The sequence below is a fragment of the Pseudomonas huaxiensis genome (genome assembly GCF_003231275.1).
Classification (GTDB): domain Bacteria; phylum Pseudomonadota; class Gammaproteobacteria; order Pseudomonadales; family Pseudomonadaceae; genus Aquipseudomonas; species Aquipseudomonas huaxiensis.
In genome coordinates this window covers 12,090-31,998 of the sequence record NZ_QKVL01000022.1, presented here as the reverse complement: position 1 = coordinate 31,998, position 19,909 = coordinate 12,090, and the positions used below count along the sequence as shown (strand labels likewise).

Genomic DNA, 19,909 nt, shown 5'->3' with positions numbered 1-19,909 from the left:
CTAGTTCGCACTCAATAAAGAAGAAAAAGCGCTCAACCCTATTCAACCAAGCACCCGTATTCAGACCTGAGCCTGCCCACCGTCTACAAACAACTCCGCACCGTTGACGAAGCTCGAATCATCGCTGGCCAGGAACACCGCAGCGTTGGCGATCTCGACCGGCTCTCCGACGCGGCCCAGCGGCACTTGTGACGCGAGGTAATCCAGCAAGCCCTGTTGTTGCCCGGCATCCGGGCCGGCCAGGTCAACCAGACCCGGTGTGCGCGTCGCGCCCGGACTGATGGTATTGACCCTTACCGCACGGTCCTTGAGGTCCAGAATCCAGTTGCGGGCAAAGGCGCGCACGGCGGCTTTGGACGCCGCGTACACGCTGAACGCCGCGGTACCGGAGCTGCCCGCCGTGGAGCCGGTCAGGATGATCGAGGCATTTCGCGCCAGCAGCGGCAGGGCCTTCTGCACCGTGAACAGCACCCCTTTGACATTGCGATCAAAGGTCTCGTCGTAGTGAGATTCAGTGATTTCACCCAGTGGCAGCATGGAGCCACCGCCGGCGTTTGCGAACAGCACGTCGAGGTGACCGTGGGCCTCGCCGATGCGGGCATACAGCGCATCGAGCTGATCGAGCCGGGTGGAGTCCACCGCGATGCCCGTGGCGTTTCCGACCAGGGCCACTGCCTTGTCCAGTTCTGCCTGGCGGCGACCGGTGATGTAAACGTGGGCGCCCTCCTCGGCGAAGCGTATGGCGGTGGCCAGGCCGATGCCGGTAGTGCCGCCGGTAACCAGGGCGATTTTGCCTTCAAGTTTCTTGCTCATGGTGTTTCTCCCGTCAGGTGATGTTTGGCTGTGGGAGAAGCTTATCGACCGGCAGATGATTTCAAAATAGAATCGTTTGAAACTCATCATTGCAGAATTGAAATGGCAAAACTTCCGGACTTCGAAGGACTGGCGATGTTCGCCAAAGTGGCTGAGGAAGGTTCATACGCCGCAGCCGCCCGCGCCATGGGCGTCTCGGTGCCCACGGTTTCCCGCGCGGTTGCACGCCTGGAGGAGCGTTTGGGTGGTCGCTTGTTCAACCGGACGTCTCGGCAACTCTCGGTAACCGAGTTCGGTTTGCGCCTGGTCGAACAGGCCAGTGCGCTCTACCGCGAAGCCGAGGACATGGAAAGCTCGGCCCAGGAGCTGTCGGTTCAGCCGCGTGGGCTGGTGCGTCTGGCGGTGCCGATGTCATTCGGTCTGCGCTGGGTTGCGCCGTTGTTGCCGGAGCTATTGGCCCGTTATCCGGGGCTGGAAGTCGATCTTCATTTATCGGATTCGACAGTCGACATTGTCGCCGAGGGCTTCGACGCGGCATTGCGCATCGCCGCCCTGCCCGATTCGTCGCTGGTTGCCCGCCGGATCTGTTCGGTGACCCAGTATCTGGTGGCCTCCCCGACGTACCTCGCGCAGCACGGCCGCCCCGACCATCCACGGGAACTCTCCGCTCACGTCTGCATGAGTTACGCCTACCGGGCACGCAGTCAGGTGTGGCGCTTCACCCACACCGATGGCACTGAACAGGATGTGGTTCCCAACGGCCCCCTGCGCGTCACCAACTCGGATGCGCTGGTCGCGCCACTGCTGGCGGGCCTGGGGATCGCCGAACTGCCAGAATTCATCGCGGCCGAATACCTGGCCGATGGGCGTCTTGAGCAGGTGCTGCCGCACTGGAGCATGACCCAGGGCGGGCTGCACTTCGTGACACCCTCGGCGCGCACTCGGCCGAGAAAGGTCCAGGCGCTCGCCGAGTTTTTCAGCGAGCACCTCTCGAACCCAGGGTGGCAACGGCCAACGGATCCGTCCTGAGCTGCGCTCAGCCTTGATTGCCCCAACCCACCACACCCTTGATTTCAAGGAAGTCGTGGATCCCCCAACCGGCGTATTCACGGCCGTTGCCCGACTGCTTGTAACCGCCGAACGGCGCAAAGGTGTCCCAGTTCGGGTAGTTCAGGTACACGGAGCCGGCGCGCATGCGCCCCGCTACGCGGCGGGCGTGTTCGATATCGGTCGACTGCACGTAGGCAGCGAGGCCATAGACAGTGTCGTTGGCGATTTCGATGGCCTGCTCTTCGGTTTCGTAAGGAATGATCGACAGCACCGGGCCGAAGATTTCTTCGCGGGCAATGGTCATCTGCGGGGTGACGTTGCCGAACACCGTTGGCTGCACGTAGTAGCCCTTTTCCAGGCCCTCGGGACGCCCCAGGCCACCCGCTACCAGGGTGGCGCCTTCGTCGATGCCGGTGGCGATCAGGCCCTGGATCTTGGCGAACTGCGCCTCGCTGATGACCGGACCCAGGTTGGTGCTGGCCTCCAGCGGACTGCCGGTGACCAGTTGCTCGGCGGTCTGCCGGGCAATTTCCAGGGCGCGGGCATGTTGCGCAGCCGGCACCAGCATGCGGGTCGGCGCATCGCACGACTGTCCGGAGTTGGAGAAGCAGCCCTGCACGCCCTTGGCCACGGCCACGTCGAAATCGGCGTCTTCGAGCAGGATATTGGCCGACTTGCCGCCCAGTTCCTGGGCCACACGCTTGACCGTATCGGCCGCCGCCTTGGCGACGCTGATGCCGGCGCGGGTGGAGCCGGTGAACGAGACCATATCGACGTTCGGGTGGCTGGCCAGGTGCTGACCGACGTCAGGGCCGGTGCCGTTGAGCAGGTTGAACACCCCGGCCGGAACGCCCGCTTCGTGCAGGATCTCGGCAAAGATGATGCCGGTCAGCGGCGCGATTTCGCTGGGCTTGAGCACCACGGTGCAGCCCGCGGCAATGGCCGGCGCGACCTTGCAGACGATCTGGTTCAGCGGCCAGTTCCACGGTGTGATCAGCGCGCACACGCCAATCGCTTCGCGGACCACCCGGGTGCTGCCGTGGAACTCGCTGAACTGGAAGTTTTCCAGGGCGCTGATGGTCGATTCCAGGTGCGCGCGACCACTCCAGATTTGCGCATCACGGGCGAAATGCAGCGGCGCGCCCATTTCCTGGCTCACGGCCTTGACCAGGTCTTCGTAGCGCAGGTTGTACACCCGCAGGATTTCCTTGAGCAGCGCCAGACGCTCGCTGACGCTGGTCAGCGAAAATGCCGGGAAGGCTTTGGCCGCGGCGCTGACCGCATCTTCGACGTCCGCCGCATTGCCCACGGCAATGGTAGTGAACGCCTGTTCGGTGGACGGGTCGATCACGTCGAGGGTGTTGCCGGAACGGGCATCGGTCCATTGGCCGTCGATGTAGAACTTGAGCGCATTGTTCATGGTTTGTCTCGCTTGACTGGGACGCCGGGTGAGGACATCGCCCTCACCGCGGGTGAATGGGTCAGGTAACTCAGCCGTTGCTGGGGAAGGCGAACTGCGCCGCCTCATGGCTGGCGCGGCGCGGCCAGCGCTGGGTGATGGCCTTCTTGCGGGTGTAGAAACGCACGCCATCCGGGCCGTAGGCGTGCAGGTCGCCGAACAGCGAACGCTTCCAGCCACCGAAGCTGTGGTAGCTCACCGGCACTGGCAACGGCACGTTGACGCCGACCATGCCCACCTCGATCTCGTCGCAGAACAGCCGCGCCGCTTCACCGTCGCGGGTGAAAATGCAGGTGCCGTTGCCGTATTCGTGATCGTTGATCAGTTGCATGGCTTCTTCCAGGCTGCCGACGCGGACGATGCACAGCACCGGACCGAAGATCTCGTCGGTGTAGATGCTCATCTGTGCACTGACCCGGTCAAACAGCGTGCCGCCGACGAAGAAGCCGTTTTCATTGCCCTCCACCACCAGATCACGACCGTCCACCAGCAGGCTGGCGCCCTGGGCAACCCCGGCGTCGATATAGCCCTTGACCTTGTCCCGCGCCGCGCCGGTCACCAGTGGGCCCATGTCCAGGCCAGTGGATGTGCCGGCACCGATTTTCAGTGCGCGCACCTCCGGTACCAGCCGGGTCACCAGCGCGTCGGCGATGGCGTCGCCGACACACACCGCCACCGACAGCGCCATGCAGCGCTCACCGCACGAGCCATAGGCCGCACCCATCAGCGCACCGACTGCGTTGTCCAGGTCGGCATCGGGCATCAGCACCGCATGGTTTTTCGCCCCGCCCAGTGCCTGCACGCGTTTGCCGCGCTTGGTGCCTTCGCTGTAGATGTACTCGGCAATTGGCGTGGAGCCGACAAAGCTCAAGGCTTTGACGTGCGGCGACTGGATCAGGCCGTCCACCGCTTCCTTGTCGCCATGCACCACACTCATCACGCCCTTGGGCAGGCCCGCTTCGATCAGCAGCTCGGCGATGTACAGGGTGGAGCTCGGGTCGCGCTCGGACGGTTTGAGGATGAAGCAGTTACCGCAGACGATCGCCAGCGGGTACATCCACAGCGGCACCATGGCCGGGAAGTTGAACGGCGTGATGCCCGCCACCACGCCCACCGGCTGCAGGTCGGTCCAGGCGTCGATGTGCGGCCCGACGTTGCGGCTGTAATCGCCTTTGAGCAGCTCCGGCGCGCCACAGGCGAACTCGACGTTTTCGATCCCGCGCTTGAGTTCGCCGGCAGCGTCTTCCAGGGTCTTGCCGTGTTCCTCGCTGATCAGTTGCGAGATCTTCGCTTCGTTCTGCTCTAGCAGTTGCTTGAAGCGGAACATCACTTGCGCGCGCTTCGCCGGCGGCGTGTTGCGCCAGGCCGGGAAGGCGGCGCGGGCGGCGTCGATCGCCTGTTGCAGGGTGGCGCTGTCGGCCAGGGCCACTTGCCGGACCACGGCGCCGGTGGACGGGTTGTAGACATCCGCGGTGCGACCCGTGCCCTGCACGCGCGCGCCGTTGATCAGATGGGGAACGATACTGCTCATTGAAAACTCTCCAGTGCCGGACGAGACCTGTCGCCGGCAGGTAGTGAATGGCTGATTCAGGCCTTGACCGCCGCCTGCAGGGCGATTTCCACCAGGATGTTGTCCGCCGCCATATTGGCCTCGACGGTCGCCCGCGCCGGCAGTGCGTCCTGCGGCACCCACTCGCGCCAGACCGCATTCATCGCGGCGAAGTCCTGCACCGCGTGCTTGAGCCAGATCTGCGCGAACAGGATGTGCGACTTGTCGGAGCCGGCTTCGGCCAGCAGCGCGTCGATGCGCGCCAGCACCTGGGCGGTCTGGCCGGAAACGTCCTGGGTGCGGTCGGCCGGTACCTGGCCGGTGATGTAGACGATGCCGTTGTGCACCAGCGCGTGGCTGAGCAGGCCGGGATTGGGTTGCAGGCGGGTGATGGTCATGAAGGTGACTCCTGTTGAGGACAAATTGAGGACAAAGGGCTTGGATCAGGCAATTTTCAACACGGTGCGACCGACCAGCTGGCCTTTGCGCATGCGGGCGAAGATGTCGTTGATATCGTCCAGGCGCTCGAGGCTGACCTGCGCTTTCACCTGGCCGCGGGCGGCAAAGGCCACCGCTTCGTTGAGGTCGTGGCGGGTGCCGATATTGGAACCGGTGATCGACAGCTCCCAGCCGCTGATGGCCGAGATAGAGGCGCGCACGCTGTCGGCATCGCCGCCCGGCAGGCCGATGAACACCGCCGTGCCGCCGGGGCGCAGCATCTTCACCGACTGCTCGAACGCGGCATTGGCGGTGGCGGTCACCAGTACCGCGTGGACGCCGCCGGGAATCTGTTGCTTGAGGGTTTCGACCGGGTTGTCGAGGGCATCGATCAGGCATTCGGCGCCATAGCTGCGGGCCAGTTCGAGCTTGTCGGCGGACACATCGATGGCCGCCACACGCAGGCCCATGGCAATGGCGTACTGCACCGCCACATGGCCGAGGCCGCCAATACCCATGACCGCGACCCACTGTCCCGGCCGGGCCCGCGAGCGCATCAGGCCACGGTAAGTGGTCACGCCAGCACAGAGGATCGGCGCCAGGGCATACAGATCGACACCCGCCGGGATGCTGGCAACGAATGCTGCCGGGGCAATCATGTACTCGGCATAGCCGCCCTGCTTGCTGTAGCCGGTGGATTCGCGGCGCTCGCAGATGGTTTCCATGCCGCCCAGGCAGAATTCGCAAGTGCCGCAGGCGCTGTACATCCAGGGCATGCCGACCGCAGTGCCGATCGCCGGCTCGCTGACACCCTCGCCATGGGCAACGACATGTCCGGTGATTTCATGGCCGGGAATCAGCGGCAAGGTCGGCAGGTCCGACCAGTCACCGTCCATGGCATGCAGGTCGCTGTGGCAGACGCCACAGGCGACGATGCGGATCAACAACTCGCCCGGGCCAGGCTGCGGAATCGGAACCTGTTCGATACGCAGGGGTTCGCCGACGCCGTGCAGAACGGCAGCCTTCATGGTTTGACTCATCGCTCTCTCCTGATACATCCACCCGGTTTTCGGGCAATTGGGCACCTATACCGCCAGCCTGGGCTGGCGGCGGTGTGTGCGGGTCGAAAGGTGTTGCCCGGGGGCGCTAGCCCACGGGACGTAAACTGCGTGTCGCGCTGGCGATATTGCGCGCGGTATTGATCACTTTGGGTGCCAGTTGCTTGCGCGCGTCTTCCAGATTCCAGCGGCTGAAGGGCACGGAGATGTTGACTGCCCCCAGCGGGTAGCCATCGGCGTTGACCACTGCGGCGGCGACGCTGATATCCCCGGCGAAATACTCTTCCTGGGCGTAGGCATAACCTTCACGGCGAGCCTCGGCGACCATCGTGCGCAACGCGTCCAGGTCGGTGACCGTGCTCGCGGTGTAGCCCTGGCGCTCGGAGGCGATCAGGATCGCGTCCGCTTCCGCCTCCGGCAGTGCGGCCAGGTAAGCGCGGCCCGCCGAGGTGCAGTACATCGGCAGGTGGCGGCCCAGCGGCATATGAATGGCGATCTGCTTGTGGCTCGGGAAACGGGCGACGTAGAGCATGTCCAGCCCGCACGGTTCAAGCAGGTTGCAGCTTTCCTCGACGTTGCGGTTGAGTTCGTGCAGGTACGGGTTGGCACGCTCGATCAACTCGCTGGTCTGCAGGTAGCCGGTGCCCAGGTCGAGGGACTTGGGCGCCAGGCGCAAGCGCTTGGTCACCGGTTCCTTGTACAGGTAACCCAGCGCTTCGAGGGTGAAGGCCGAACGTTGCACGGTGCTTTTGTTCAGCCCCGTCGCCTCGGCCAATTCGATCAGACTCATGCTCGGGCGTCCGGCACGGAACGCCGTCAGGATCGCCAGCCCCTTGGACAAAGCAGTAATGAACAGTGGCGAGTCTTCTGCAGTACTCATGGGGTTTTCCTTGTTTTTGCCGCGAAAAACGCGGTTATCACGGTGCTTTCAACGCTGTGTTTCATTCGAAATGACTCAAGACAATGCCAGGTTCCACGACCGGCGCGTTGCGTTCAAACCTGTCCACGGCGAAGGGGCGCATGCGCTCATCCACCTCGCCGCTGACGATGGCCTTGGCCAGTAATTCCCCGGCGGCCGGTGCACCGGCATGGCCGTAACACCAGCCCGCGCTGACAAACAGCCCCGGCAGTTGCTGATGGGCGCCCAACAGCGGCCCGAAATCCTTGGAGATATGCACCAGCCCGGCCCATTGACGCAAGATCCGCGCGTGGCCCAACTGCGGAAACATCTCCAGATACGCCCGTGCTGTCGCCGCCATCACCGGCACATCGGCATTCAAGGTGTGCTGTGGCCGCTCGGCGACTTCGGCGCCGCCCACCACTTCACCGCGCGCAGTCTGGTGCATGTAGCAGAGCCGATCCAGCAGTGCCACGGCGGGACCGATCAGGGGCCGGGTCGGTTCCAGCGCCATGGCTTCCAGGCGCATCGGGTAACCGTCCAGCGCCACCCCCGCCAATTGCGCCAGACGATTGCTTTCGGCGCCCCCGGCGAGGACCACGGTGTCGCTGGCAATCCACTGCTGCCCGACCCGTACCCCGGAAATACGCCCGGCGCTCTGGTCGATGGCAGTGACTTCGGTGCGGTAATGAATCGCCACCCCGCGTGCCTCGCACGTTTGCCGATAGGCATGCATCGCGGCATGGTGCGGGGCCACGCCGCTGTCCGGCAGGTGCAGCGCCGCGCTCACCCGTTCATGGGCCAGGGCCGGCAGTACTTCGCGCAGTTGCGCCGGGCTCAACAGGCCGGAGGTAATCCCGCATTCCTTGTGCACTTCCCGCGTGCGCTCCAGCAGCGCCGCCGTGGAGTCGCGTTCGCCCACCATGGTGTAGCCGCGGCGCGAATACATGACGTTTTCGCCCAGGCGTTTCGACAGCCCCTGCCACAAGTGGCAGGAATGGGCGAAGAAGCGCGTCCACTCCGGCGAGCTGAACGCGCCGCGAATCAGCGTGCCGTTGCGGCCCGAAGCGCCGCCCTGCCAGTAACCGGCATCGAGCATGAGAATGTCGCGTACGCCAAGTTCCGTCAGGTTGAACGCCAGCGACAGGCCCTGGATCCCCGCGCCGACGATGATGATCGATGCCTTGCCAGGCAATGGCTTGACGGCATTCATTGCAGTGGCTCGACAACCGCAGCCAGGCCGGCGGCCTGGGCAACGGTCAAGGCACGGCGTGGCGGGCGCAGCGTCGGACGGGCCAATGCCGTCAGGGCGATACCGCTACGGGCACTGACCAGCGCCCGCAGCGAATCCCAACAAGGTTGTCCCTGACACGGGCCCATGCCGCAGGACGTCAGACGCTTGATCACTTCCAGGTCGGTAATACCCTGGGCGATCAGGGCCTCGACTTCATGACAGGACACGTCGAAGCACGGGCACAGCAAGGCCACGTGCCGCGATCGAGCGGCTACCGGCAGCGGCTGATCGGTTTCGCTCGCTGAGCCCACGGTGCGCAGACGGCTCTGGCGTTGTTCACGCAATTGCAGCAAGCCTTCGGCGCGGCTCTGGAACGTCAGGCTGGCTTCGGTCAACCACGGACCGGCATGAACCAGCGCATCGCACGAAATCGCTTCGTCGAACAGTGCCGCCGTGACCTGGCGGTGCCCCACTACCCGGCGCAACCCGGCCACCGGCAGCGCAGCCACCACGTTTACGCCCAACTCGCCCAGACGGCTGGCGACCGCCTGCTGGTCGCCATTGCCGACCACCACCACCCGGGCGCCCGGCGCCACCGCCTGTTGATGGGCCATGATCAGCGCCGTGCGTACCTCCATCACCCCGGGCAGCCACATGCCCGGAACCACGGGCGGGCAAGCACGGCGGCCGCTGGCCAGAATCACTTCATCGGCCTCAAGGGCCAGCGCGCCTTGCGCCGGGTCTTCCGGCGCGGCGAGCAGCAACTCGCCTTCACGGTAGGCGCCGAACACTTCGACGCCCGTCACCAACCGCACCCGTGGGTCCAGCACCGGCCGGGCCACGCCCGCGGCGCAGGCAAAACGGGCCAGCGACTGGCCGCGGGTCACCAGTAGCACATCGCGTCCGCCGGCAGCCGCCTGATTGGCCGCAGCGCAACCCGCCGGTCCCCCGCCGATTACCAGCACGTCGGCACTCAGGTGCTGCGCCGCAGGCACGGCGACCTCGCCCGTGCGCTCAGCCGGCTTGGCTGAGCCCGCGAGAAACGCCAGCAGCGCTTCCCAGCGCTGGAACAGCGCCGTGCCGCTGGGCACCAGATTGGTGTGCTCGAAACCGCCCTGAATCCAGCCTGCGGGAATCAGCCGCGACAGCCGCAACAGGTCGAACGCCGGGGTGGGCCAACAATTCTGCATCGCCACCTGCGCGCCGGCACTGACCGGCAACAGGTCCAGGCGCACATTCGGCACGCCGTTGACCCGCGCCAGCACGCCCGCGACGTAGTTGCCGGAATAGCCCAGCGGCCGGTGCGACTTGCGGCTCCAGGCCAGGGTGCGAATACCGTTGGCCAGCAGCGCCGCCGCCACGCTTTCGCCCTGGCGGCCCTGCAGCGCACGGCCATTCCAGAAGAACTCGACGCTCGCCGTGGCGGTATGCCCGAGGCGCAGGTTGACGCGGCTCATGCGGCGTTCCTCCGGGCCTTGCGCTGGGCCATGATGCTGATGCACAGCATGATGATCGACAGCAGGGTCATCAGCGTCGCGACCACGGCGATCAGCGGGTCGATCTCCGAGCGCAGCGAACTGAACATCCGCTTGGTCAGAGTGGAACTGTCGCCACCACTGATAAACAGCGAGATCACCGCTTCATCAAGGGAAATAGCGAAGGCGAACATCGCGGCGGCGATCACCGAAAAACGGATCTGCGGCAAGGTCACGTCGAAGAACGCACGCAGCCGGGTAGCGCCGAGGATGCAGGCCGCCTGTTCCTGGGTCATGTCGTAGCTGCGCAGCCCGGCACTGACGTTGATCACCACGTAAGGCAAGGCCAGCAACGTGTGCGCCAGTACCAGGCCGGGAATGGTGTTGTTCATATCAAGCCGCGCATAAACGAAGAACAGGCCGATGGCGATGAAGATGGTCGGCACGATCATCGGCGCCATCAGCAGGCCGCGCAGCACGCCGGACAGCCGCGACTGGGTGACATGCAGCGAATACGCCGCCGCGGTGCCCAGGGTGGTTGCCAGCAGCATGGTCAGGGTCGCGGTAATCAACGACACCGTGGTTGCCGCGCGCCATTCCAGCGAGGCGAAGTAGCTGAAGAACGGCTCGATGCTGAACGACTTCGGCGGGAAGTTCAGGTAACGCGCATCGGACAGCGACATCGGGATCACGATCAGCGTCGGCAACACCAGGAACAACATCGTCACCAGCACCAGCACGTACAGCCAGGAAGCGCGCAGCGCGTCCGTCAGGGTTTGTTTCAGTCGGGCCATGATCTCACTCGCTGCGCCGGCCAAGGCCCGCGCTCCTCTTGACGATAAACAACATGAGCAGGGTGGCCACCAGCAGCACGACACCCAGCGACGAGGCAGCGCCCCAGTTGGCGTACATCGACACATCGCTCTCGATCCGCATCGAGATCATCTGTACCTTGCCGCCGCCCAGCAGTGCCGGGGTGACGTAGAAACCGAGGGTAATCACGAACACCAGGGTCGCACCGGCCGCCAGTCCCGGCAGCGACAGCGGCAGGAACACATCGCGGAAGGCCCGCGACGGCGACGCGCCGAATGCCGCGGCCGCCTGGTTGTAGATCGGGTCGATGCTTTTCATAGCGGCGAACAGCGGCAGGATCATGAACGGCAGCATGATGTGCACCATGCCGATCACCGTGCCGGTCAGGTTGTGCACCAGCGGTAGCGGCGCGTCGGTCAGGCCCAGGCTCATCAGCAGGTCATTGGCCATGCCACGACGCTGCAGGATGATCAGCCAGGCATAGGTGCGCACCAGCAGTGAAGTCCATAGCGACACCAGCAACAGGCCCATCGCCAGATTGGCCAGCCAGCGCGGGCCCTTGATCATGAAGTAGGCGTAGGGGTAACCGATCAGCACACAGGCAATGGTGACGATGATGCTGATCTTGAAGGTCTGCACGAACGTCAGCACATAGATCGGCTCCAGCAGCCGGGTGTAGTTCTCCACGGTCAACTGGCCATTGGCATCGAACAGCGACAGCCAGAACAGCCAGCCGATCGGCAGCACGAAGGTCAGCAGTACCAGCAGCAGCGCCGGCAGCCCGGAGCCGAACAGGAACCAGCGTTGCCGCCGTTCCGCGCTGCGCAGTTCGCGCGCATTGCGCGCAACCGATCCGCCGCCGCTCATTGCTCGTCTCCCACCACCAGGGTGTCTTGCAAGTGCAGGCCCAGTACCACGCTCTCGCCACGCGCCGGCAGGCGGCCGCTTTCGGAACTGCGGGTTGGCTGGCGAATCGCTACGGCCATGCCCTGCCCCAGGTCGATCTGCACCAACTGGCTTTCACCCTGAAAAATCACATCGGTTACCTGGCCGTGCAGCAGGTTGTAGTCGGCGGCGTTGGCGGTCACGAACTGCAGTTTTTCCGGACGTACCACCAGGCTCGGGTTCTTCAGTCCGGCGGCGATGCCGGCCGCACGCAGCGGGCGGCCCTGGAACTGCACCTTGCCATCCTCCAGGGTGACCGGCAGGCAGGACGATTCGCCGACGAACTCGGCAATAAAGCGGTTTGCCGGGCGCTCGTAGAGATTGATCGGCGTGTCGATCTGGCGAATCCGCCCCTTGCTCATCACCGCGATGCGGTCCGACATGGTCAGGGCTTCACGCTGGTCGTGGGTCACGTAGACCACGGTCATGCCCAGGCGCTCATGCAGGCGGCGCAGTTCCAGTTGCATGGTTTCGCGCAGGCGTTTGTCGAGGGCCGAGAGCGGCTCGTCCATCAACAGGATCTTGGGTTCGAAGACGATGGCGCGGGCCAGGGCGATGCGCTGGCGCTGACCGCCGGACATCTCGGTGATGCCGCGCTCGATCAGGTGATCCAGTTCCACCGTGGCCAGGGCCTGCTCGACCCGCTGGCGAATGTCGGCCCGGCTGTAGCCGCGCAGCTTCAGCGGATAGGCGACGTTCTGGAACACGTTCATGTGCGGAAACAGCGCGTAGCTCTGGAACATCATGCCGACGTCGCGCTTGTGCGGCGGCTCGAAGATCATCTCGCGCCCGCCGAAGCGGATACTGCCGGCATCAGGCCGGACAAACCCGGCCAGGGCCATCAGCAAGGTGGTCTTGCCGGAACCGGAAGAACCGAGCAAGGAGAGGAATTCGCCGCTCTTGATCGACAGCGAGACATCATCCAACGCAGCAAAGCTGTCGTAGGTCTTGGTCAGGTTTTCGATGTCGATCGACATCGAAAGTTTAGCGTCTTCGGACATGCTCACACTCGGCACAAATCGGACGTCCAGCGTCCTTCTTATCGAAGGTGGGGGCCTTGGGCGCCCCACCCCACTTCTCACATCACCCGCGGCGGATCAGTTGGCGAGGAACAAGGCGAATCGCTGACGCACCGCTTCCTGATTCGCCACCCACCACTCGGGGGACACCGTGACCACCTTGTCGATGTTCTGCGGCGAGGTCGGCAGGCGCGCGGCCAGTTCCGCAGTGATGACCGGCAGCTCGTAGGCCTTGGCATTCACTGGCGAATACGGGATCAGCGTGGCCAGGGCCGCCTGGCTTTCCGGCTTGATGATCTCGGCGATCAGTTTCATCGCCAGCGCCTTGTTGGGCGAACCCTTGGGCACGATCAGGCAGTCATGGCTCAACAGCGCGCCGTCGAAGCTGTAATCGACCTTGTCGCCGCTGGCCTTGACCTCGGCGACGCGACCGTTCCAGATCGCCAGGAAATCCACCTCGCGGCTGCGCAGCAACTGCGCCGAGTCGGCGCCCGCGCTCCACCAGTTGGCTACCTGCGGCTTGATCCGGGTGAGCACCTTGATCGCCCGCTCGACATCCAGCGGGTACAGATCTTTTGGCGCCACGCCATCGCCAAGCAGCGCCGCTTCCATAGTCAGCCAAGGCTGACGGTAGAGGGCACGCGCGCCCTTGACCTGCGGATCGAAGAATTGCTGCCAGTTTTTCGCTACCGGTGCGCCGCTGTCTTCGGCCCAGGCAACCACGGTTGCGTAGGCGTGACTGGCGATCCAGTGACTGGCGACCACCGATTTGTCGACATGGGTGGCATCGATCACCGAATAGTCCAGCGGCTCGGCCAGACCTTCCTGCTGGGCCTGGGCGCACTCGGTGCTGCCCAGTTCCACCACGTCCCACTTCGGTTTGCCCGACATGACCTGGGCACGAACGGCGGCCAGGCCGTCCATGTTGTCTTCCTTGATGGTGATGCCCAGTACCTTCGCGGCGGGCTCAAGGTAGGCCTTGCGCTCGGCGTCCTGCAACGCGCCGCCCCAACCGGAGAAGGTCAGGCTGTCAGCCAGTACCGCGGAACTCGCAGCCATTGCCAATGCTGCAACGATGGCGCCCTGGAGCATGCTTTTCCTGAGAGTCTTCATAGTGGCCGCCTTGTCAATTCTGGATGAACAGGTCGAAACGTCGTTGGACTTCTGCCTGATGCGCCTGCCACCAGACCGGGTCGAAGAACACCACTTTGTCGAGGTTGGCGGGTGCCGTCGGCAGGGTGGCGGCCATCGCAGCGGGGATGATCCCGGTGTCATAGGCCTTGACGTTGATCGGCGGGTTCGGGATCAGGGTCACCAGGGTCGCCTGGCTGTGCGGCTTCATGATTTCGGCGACCAGCTTCATCGCCAGCTCTTTGTTTGGCGCGCCTTTGGGCACGACCACGCAATCGTAGTCGAGCAAGGCATGGTCGTAGGTGTAATCGACGTCGTCACCGGACTGCTTCAACTCATCGACCCGCGAGGCCCAGATCGCCAATGCATCCACTTCACGGCTACGCAGCAGTTGTGCGGAGTCGGTGCCGCTGCGCCACCAGTTGATCACCTGCGGCTTGATGCGTTCGAGCACCTTGAACGCGCGGTCGACGTCCAGCGGGTACAGCGCCTTGGGCGATACGCCGTCGGCAATCAACGCCAGTTCGAGCGTGGTGTAGGGCTGCCGGTACATGGCCCGCGAGGCTTTGACCTCAGGGTCGAAGAAGGCTTTCCAGGTTTTCGGCGTGGTGGCGCCGGCATCGTTGGCCCAGGCCAGTACGGTGGAGTAGGCATTACTGGCGATCCAGTTCTTGCCGTAGAAGTTCGCGGCCACGCCTTCGGTGCTGATCACCGAGTAGTCCAGCGGTTCAGTCAGTCCCTGCTCCTGCGCCAGCACGCAATCGTTGGACGCCAGTTCGACCACGTCCCACTTGGGCTTGCCCGACATGACCTGGGCACGAACGGCGGCCAGGCCGTCCATGTTGTCTTCCTTGATGGTGATGCCCAGCGCCTTCGCGGCGGGCTCAAGGTAGGCCTTGCGCTCGGCGTCCTGCAACGCGCCGCCCCAGCCGGCAAAGGTCACGCTCCCCGCGGCCTGCACCTGGGCCACGGCACACAAGGACATGGTCAACGCCAGCCCCGCCATTCGCTTGTTGATTGATCGCATTTTCAACTCCTGAGGTTATTGTAATTAGACAGTTGAATCGAACGCCGGGCGTTGCGGCCCCTGTTGCTGTTGTTATACCGGGAGACGTTGCCCGTCTGCCTCGCTGGCCACTGCGGGCCGGTCTCGCTGCTTACTGTGCATCCTTGAAACGGTACCAGGCGTAGGCCATCCGCTGGCCGACGCGCAGGAACGGCTGGAACGGAAACCGTCTCGGGCTCTGGTGGAGAAAATCGATGCCGGTGGGCTGCTCATCGCCGGCCACCATCTGCGCCAGACGCTTGCCGGTCTGCACCGAGAACGACACACCGCTCCCGGCATAACCGCCGCCGGAAAACACATTGTCCAGGCCCGGCACGCGACAAATGAACGGCAGTGAGTTTTCGCTGACCGCGACCCAGCCGCCCCAGTTGTAATCCACCTCGATGCCCTGCAACGCCGGAAACTTGCGGCACAACGCGTCGTGCAGGTTCTGCCGGTGGCGCGGGTTTTCCGCATCACGGCCGGTGATGGCGCTGCGGCCGCCAAACAGAATGCGGTCGTCCGGCAGGCGGCGGTAATACGAGAGCAGGTTGCGGGTATCGAACATGCATTCGCTGCCCGCCAGGCTCTGGCGTTTCTCTTCGGCGCTCAGCGGGCGCGTGACGATGATCTGCGAGTGGACCGGCAACACCCGTCCGGCCGTGGCCTTGTTCAGCGCGCCGGAGGTGTAGCCGTTGGTGGCAACCACCACGCGGCGAGCGGTCACCACGCCGCCCGGCGTCACCAGGCGATGGCGGCCGTTGTCGCTTTGCCAGTCGGTCACCGGCGAGGCCACATGGACCTTGGCCCCGGCTTCGCGGGCCAGGCGCTGGATACCCCAGGCCAGTTTCAGCGGGTGCATGGAAAAGCCGTCCGGCATATACAGCGCCCCGAAGGCCTCCGCGCCGCTGTGCACCCCATGTACCTGCGCTGCTTCGACAAAGCGGGCGCCGTACTTCAAGACGTCGTTATACAGGCCGACTTCGCGCTTGAGCGCCGCCACATGCCCGGCATGACTGGCGACCTTGAACACGCCGTCCGGCTGCGCGTCGCACTCGATCTTCCCTTCACGAATCAGCCCGCGCACGGTGTTCAGCCCCGCCGACATTTCATCGAAATAGGCTTTCGCCGTGCTGACGCCATAGCGCTCGATCAGCTCGGCCAGCGGCACCCGCCCTCCGGAAATACGGGCGAAGCTGCCATTGCGACCGCTGCAGCCCCAGGCCACCTGATTCGCCTCCAGGACCACGGCGTGAATCCCGTGCTCACGGGCCAGGTGCAGCGCGCAACTCAAACCTGTGTAACCGGCGCCAATGATCGCGACTTCAACGTCCATGGCCCCGGTGACCGGCCCATCATCCTGCGGTGCGTTGCCCGCCGTATCTACCCAGTAGGACGCGGAATGTGGCAATCCGACGCCTGGGTGCGCATTGACCAGTGGATCGTACAATTTATTCTCCGTATCGCTGTGCGATATACATAAATCACTTAAACGAAATACTCGAACAGATACTGATTCATGTCAATCGAAAATCTTTAGGGCCGTGCAAAACAAAAACGCCGCCCCGGAGTTCCGAGGCGGCGTTAGGCAGAACAGTCAAAGGCGATATCAAGCGCTAGAGCGCCCGGGTGGGGGTTTCAACCAGCCGGCGTCAGCGGTGTGCGTCTTGCGCAGGAAACACCCGGGCACACAGGTAATCGACGAACACCCGGACTTTCGGCGACGCGTGCTTGCTGGCCGGCCACAGCACATTGAACACCCCGCTGCGACCCTCATGGTCATCCAGCACCGCCACGAGCTGGCCATCGGCAAGCAGCTCGCGGATGGAAAAGTCCGGCAGGCAGGCGATGCCCAGCCCTTGCAACACGAAATGCACCCGGGTCTCGATGTTGTTGCAGATCATTGAGGTCGGCAGTTGCAGCTCGGCCGTGCCGGGCGTCTGTTGCAGCGACCAGTGTTCGAGCTTGCCGCTGTAGGGAAAGCGGTAGTGAAGGCAGGTGTGTTGCAGCAGGTCCTCGGGCACCTTGGGCGTGCCGCGCCGCGCCAGATAGGCCGGTGACGCGACCAGTATCGAACGGAAGGCGCCCAGCCGGCGGGCGGTCAGGCGCGAGTCGCTGGGCTCGCCGGTGCGCACCACGGCGTCGAAGCCCTCCTCGATCACATCCACCAGCCGGTCGGTGAAATCCAGGTCCAGCTCGATGTCGGGGTAGTCGCGCATAAAGTCAGCGAGTACCGGCAAGACCAGCGGGCTCACCAGCGGCAGGCTCACCCGCAAGCGCCCGCGCGGCGCGGCACTGGCCTCGGACAACTCCAGCTCCGCCGCCTCGATTTCAGACAGGATCCGCCGGCTGCGCTCCAGAAACAGCGCACCTTCGGCCGTCAGCGTGACGCTGCGCGTACTGCGATGGAACAACCGCACGCCCAGCCGCTCTTCCAGACGCACCACGCTCTTACCCACGGCGGACGCGGAAACACCCAGCAGCCTGCCGGCCGCGACAAAGCTGCGGGTTTCCGCGACCTGGACAAACACGGCAAATCCATTCAAGCGGTCCATACACTACCTTGATTGCGGACATTCCAGTCCGTAGAGCAAGGAACTCTACTCGGCTTTTTCTTTAATCGCCGGATTTCTATCGTCTCCGCCTGGTTTATCGAATCAAGGACATCGCTGTGACGCACCCTACCCTCCGCTCCCCCATGACGGCCGTCGGCTTTCGCCGAGGATCGTCGCTGGCCGACCCTTTGTGCCTGACCGATATCGAGGTCGAACGCCCGGAGCCCGGACCGCACGACGTGCGAGTGGCCGTTCACGCGGTCTCGGTGAATCCGCTGGACACCAAGGTCCGCGCAGGCCTGGTGTCGACGCCCGACTCCGTCCGCTGCCTGGGCTGGGATGCCGCCGGGATAGTCGAAGCCGTCGGTAGCGCGGTGACGCTGTTCCAGCCCGGCCAGAAGGTCTATTACGCGGGCTCTTTCGATCGCAGCGGCAGCAACGCGCAATACCAACTGGTGGACGAACGCATCGTCGGGCACATGCCGCAAAGCCTGGGCTACGCCGAGGCGGCGGCGTTGCCGCTGACAGCGCTGACGGCCTGGCAACTGCTGTTCGACCGCCTCGCCGTGCCGCCGGGCAAACCGGCCCATGCTGGCAGCCTCTTGGTGCTCGGCGCCGCCGGCGGTGTTGGCTCGATGCTGATCCAGCTTGCGCGCCGGTTGACCGGTATGACGGTCATCGCCACGGCGTCCCGTGGGCAGAGTCGCGACTGGTGCCTCGCCCTGGGCGCTCATCACGTCATCGACCACCGCGCGCCGCTAGCGGCGCAGGTCAGTGCACTGGCGGTCGCACCGGTCAGCCACGTGGCGGCGCTTTCGCACACCGCCGATCACCTGCATGAGCTGGCGGAACTGATCGCGCCACAAGGCCGGCTGGCCATCATCGACGACCACGACACCCTGGACGCCACGCCTTTCAAAGCCAAAAGCGTGTCGCTGCACTGGGAAATGGTGTTCACCCGGCCGCTGTACCGGACACTGGACATGATCGCGCAGCATCAGATTCTCAACGAAGTCGCCGCGCTGGTGGACGCCGGCGTACTGCGCTCTACCTCAAGCCAGGTGCTCCATCCGCTGGATGCCACGCGGCTGATCGAGGCGCACCGTCTGCTGGAAACCGGTGGTGTGAGCGGCAAAGTGGTCGTTGCGCGGGAGGCCGGGCAATGAGCAACCGCACCCAGAAACCCTTACCGATTGCCGCCCTCCTGGCCCTCGCACTCGCTGGCTTCGTCACCGTTCTGACCGAAGCGCTGCCAGCCGGCTTGCTGCCGCAGATCAGCGCGGGCCTGGGGGTTTCCGAGGCACTGGCCGGGCAACTCGTCACGGTCTATGCCATCGGCTCGCTGCTGGCCGCCATCCCGCTGACCACCCTGACCCAAGGCCTGCGTCGACGCCCCTTGTTGCTGGTAGCGATTGCCGGCTTCGTCGTCGCCAATACCCTCACTGCACTCTCCGGCAACTATGTGCTGACGCTGGTGGCGCGCTTTCTCGCCGGCATGTCCGCTGGCCTGCTCTGGGCGCTGATCGCCGGCTACGCCGCGCGCATGGTGCCCGAGCACCAGAAAGGCAAAGCCATCGCCATCGCGATGGTCGGTACGCCAGTAGCGCTGGCGCTCGGCGTGCCGGCCGGCACCGCACTCGGCACCTTGCTGGGCTGGCGCCTGTGCTTCGGCATCATGAGCGTTCTGGCGCTGGGGTTGATGCTCTGGGTGCGTATCAAGGTCCCGGATTTTGCCGGGCAGACGGCGGACCAACAGCGCTCGCTGGGGCAGGTGTTCAACCTGGCTGGGGTGCGTTCGGTGCTTTTCGTGGTGCTGGCTTTCGTGCTGGCGCACAACATTCTCTACACCTACATCGCGCCCTTCCTCGCGGCGGCCGATATGGCCGAGAGCACCGGCCTGGTGCTGCTGGTGTTCGGCGTGAGTTCGCTGCTGGGCATCTGGGTCATCGGTGTGCTGATCGACCGTCATCTGCGCACCCTCACCCTGGCCAGTACGCTGCTGTTCGGCCTGGCTTCGCTGGCGCTGGGCGTGGCGAGCGATATCCCGGCCCTGGTGTATGCGGCGGTGGCCGTCTGGGGCCTGGCCTTCGGTGGCGTGCCCACGCTGCTGCAAACCAGCCTGGCCAATACCGCCGGGAGCGCCGCTGATGTTGCGCAGTCGATGCTGGTCACGGCCTGGAACCTGGCGATCGCCGGTGGCGGCCTTCTCGGCGGCGTGTTGCTGGACCGCTTCGGTGTCGGCGCCTTCCCGCCGGCCCTGCTGGTCCTGTTGAGCGCGACATTAGTGGTGGTGTGGGCGGCCCGGCAGCACGGTTTTGCGGCGGCAACGGCGAATACATCGGGCGCGCACAATCTTCACTCCAGCGATCTCACACCTGTCCTGGGAGAAAGCCGTGATTAGATGAGCCGCCTTATCAATCACGGAGA

18 protein-coding genes are annotated in these 19,909 nt (G+C 64.6%); 3 read left to right on the top strand and 15 right to left on the bottom strand.

Annotated features, from left to right (window positions below; translation table 11 throughout):
• Positions 1 to 60 precede the first annotated feature (60 nt).
• Positions 61 to 813 carry an SDR family NAD(P)-dependent oxidoreductase gene (locus DM374_RS20795; protein WP_110971585.1) on the bottom strand — a complete coding sequence of 251 codons (753 nt, stop codon included), beginning with the start codon at positions 811 to 813 and terminating at the stop codon, positions 61 to 63.
• 102 nt (positions 814 to 915) lie between these two features.
• Between DM374_RS20795 and DM374_RS20790 the strand changes: the two genes are divergently transcribed.
• Positions 916 to 1,842 carry a LysR family transcriptional regulator gene (locus DM374_RS20790; RefSeq protein WP_110971584.1) on the top strand — a complete coding sequence of 309 codons (927 nt, stop codon included), beginning with the start codon at positions 916 to 918 and terminating at the stop codon, positions 1,840 to 1,842.
• Between the two features lie 7 nt (positions 1,843 to 1,849).
• Here DM374_RS20790 and DM374_RS20785 read toward each other — a convergent pair whose 3' ends face one another.
• From DM374_RS20785 to DM374_RS20720, 14 genes are all read right to left on the bottom strand, one after another.
• Entirely contained in the window at positions 1,850 to 3,283 is a 1,434-nt protein-coding gene (locus DM374_RS20785) for an aldehyde dehydrogenase family protein (protein WP_110971583.1), read from the bottom strand.
• Between the two features lie 70 nt (positions 3,284 to 3,353).
• On the bottom strand, positions 3,354 to 4,853 hold the full coding sequence (locus DM374_RS20780; protein ID WP_110971582.1) for a CoA-acylating methylmalonate-semialdehyde dehydrogenase: 1,500 nt from the start codon (positions 4,851 to 4,853) through the stop codon (positions 3,354 to 3,356).
• Positions 4,854 to 4,909: 56 nt separating this feature from the next.
• Positions 4,910 to 5,269, bottom strand: a complete 360-nt coding sequence (locus tag DM374_RS20775) for a RidA family protein (RefSeq protein WP_095153413.1) — start codon at positions 5,267 to 5,269, stop codon at positions 4,910 to 4,912.
• Positions 5,270 to 5,314: 45 nt separating this feature from the next.
• A complete protein-coding gene (locus DM374_RS20770) occupies positions 5,315 to 6,349 on the bottom strand; it encodes a zinc-dependent alcohol dehydrogenase (protein ID WP_110971581.1) in 1,035 nt (344 codons plus the stop codon).
• Positions 6,350 to 6,455: 106 nt separating this feature from the next.
• Positions 6,456 to 7,247 carry an IclR family transcriptional regulator gene (locus tag DM374_RS20765; RefSeq protein ID WP_110971580.1) on the bottom strand — a complete coding sequence of 264 codons (792 nt, stop codon included), beginning with the start codon at positions 7,245 to 7,247 and terminating at the stop codon, positions 6,456 to 6,458.
• Between the two features lie 61 nt (positions 7,248 to 7,308).
• Entirely contained in the window at positions 7,309 to 8,478 is a 1,170-nt protein-coding gene (locus DM374_RS20760; RefSeq protein ID WP_110971579.1) for an NAD(P)/FAD-dependent oxidoreductase, read from the bottom strand.
• Entirely contained in the window at positions 8,475 to 9,956 is a 1,482-nt protein-coding gene (locus DM374_RS20755) for a 2Fe-2S iron-sulfur cluster-binding protein (protein WP_110971578.1), read from the bottom strand. The genes DM374_RS20760 and DM374_RS20755 overlap by 4 nt, the downstream gene beginning before the upstream one ends.
• Entirely contained in the window at positions 9,953 to 10,768 is an 816-nt protein-coding gene (locus DM374_RS20750; protein WP_110971646.1) for an ABC transporter permease, read from the bottom strand. Before DM374_RS20750 ends, DM374_RS20755 begins: the two co-directional genes overlap by 4 nt.
• Before the next feature lie 4 nt (positions 10,769 to 10,772).
• A complete protein-coding gene (locus DM374_RS20745; protein WP_095153418.1) occupies positions 10,773 to 11,654 on the bottom strand; it encodes an ABC transporter permease in 882 nt (293 codons plus the stop codon).
• Positions 11,651 to 12,733, bottom strand: a complete 1,083-nt coding sequence (locus tag DM374_RS20740; protein ID WP_177431587.1) for an ABC transporter ATP-binding protein — start codon at positions 12,731 to 12,733, stop codon at positions 11,651 to 11,653. The genes DM374_RS20745 and DM374_RS20740 overlap by 4 nt, the downstream gene beginning before the upstream one ends.
• A 96-nt stretch (positions 12,734 to 12,829) precedes the next feature.
• Complete coding sequence (locus tag DM374_RS20735) at positions 12,830 to 13,864, bottom strand: polyamine ABC transporter substrate-binding protein (protein ID WP_225422551.1); 1,035 nt, start codon at positions 13,862 to 13,864, stop codon at positions 12,830 to 12,832.
• A 13-nt stretch (positions 13,865 to 13,877) separates the two neighbouring features.
• A complete protein-coding gene (locus tag DM374_RS20730) occupies positions 13,878 to 14,909 on the bottom strand; it encodes an ABC transporter substrate-binding protein (RefSeq protein ID WP_110971576.1) in 1,032 nt (343 codons plus the stop codon).
• A gap of 130 nt (positions 14,910 to 15,039) precedes the next feature.
• The gene (locus DM374_RS20725) at positions 15,040 to 16,377 is read right to left on the bottom strand and encodes an NAD(P)/FAD-dependent oxidoreductase (RefSeq protein WP_225422550.1); all 1,338 of its coding nucleotides are present in this window, start codon (positions 16,375 to 16,377) and stop codon (positions 15,040 to 15,042) included.
• 202 nt (positions 16,378 to 16,579) lie between these two features.
• Positions 16,580 to 17,482 (bottom strand): LysR family transcriptional regulator, encoded by a 903-nt coding sequence (locus DM374_RS20720; RefSeq protein ID WP_110971575.1) that lies wholly within the window; start codon positions 17,480 to 17,482, stop codon positions 16,580 to 16,582.
• 143 nt (positions 17,483 to 17,625) lie between these two features.
• On the opposite strand from DM374_RS20720, the gene DM374_RS20715 reads away from it, so the two are divergent.
• Together DM374_RS20715 and DM374_RS20710 are read left to right on the top strand one after the other, a co-directional pair.
• The gene (locus DM374_RS20715) at positions 17,626 to 18,648 is read left to right on the top strand and encodes a zinc-binding alcohol dehydrogenase family protein (RefSeq protein WP_110971574.1); all 1,023 of its coding nucleotides are present in this window, start codon (positions 17,626 to 17,628) and stop codon (positions 18,646 to 18,648) included.
• Positions 18,645 to 19,883 (top strand): MFS transporter, encoded by a 1,239-nt coding sequence (locus tag DM374_RS20710; protein WP_110971573.1) that lies wholly within the window; start codon positions 18,645 to 18,647, stop codon positions 19,881 to 19,883. Before DM374_RS20715 ends, DM374_RS20710 begins: the two co-directional genes overlap by 4 nt.
• Positions 19,884 to 19,909 lie beyond the last annotated feature (26 nt).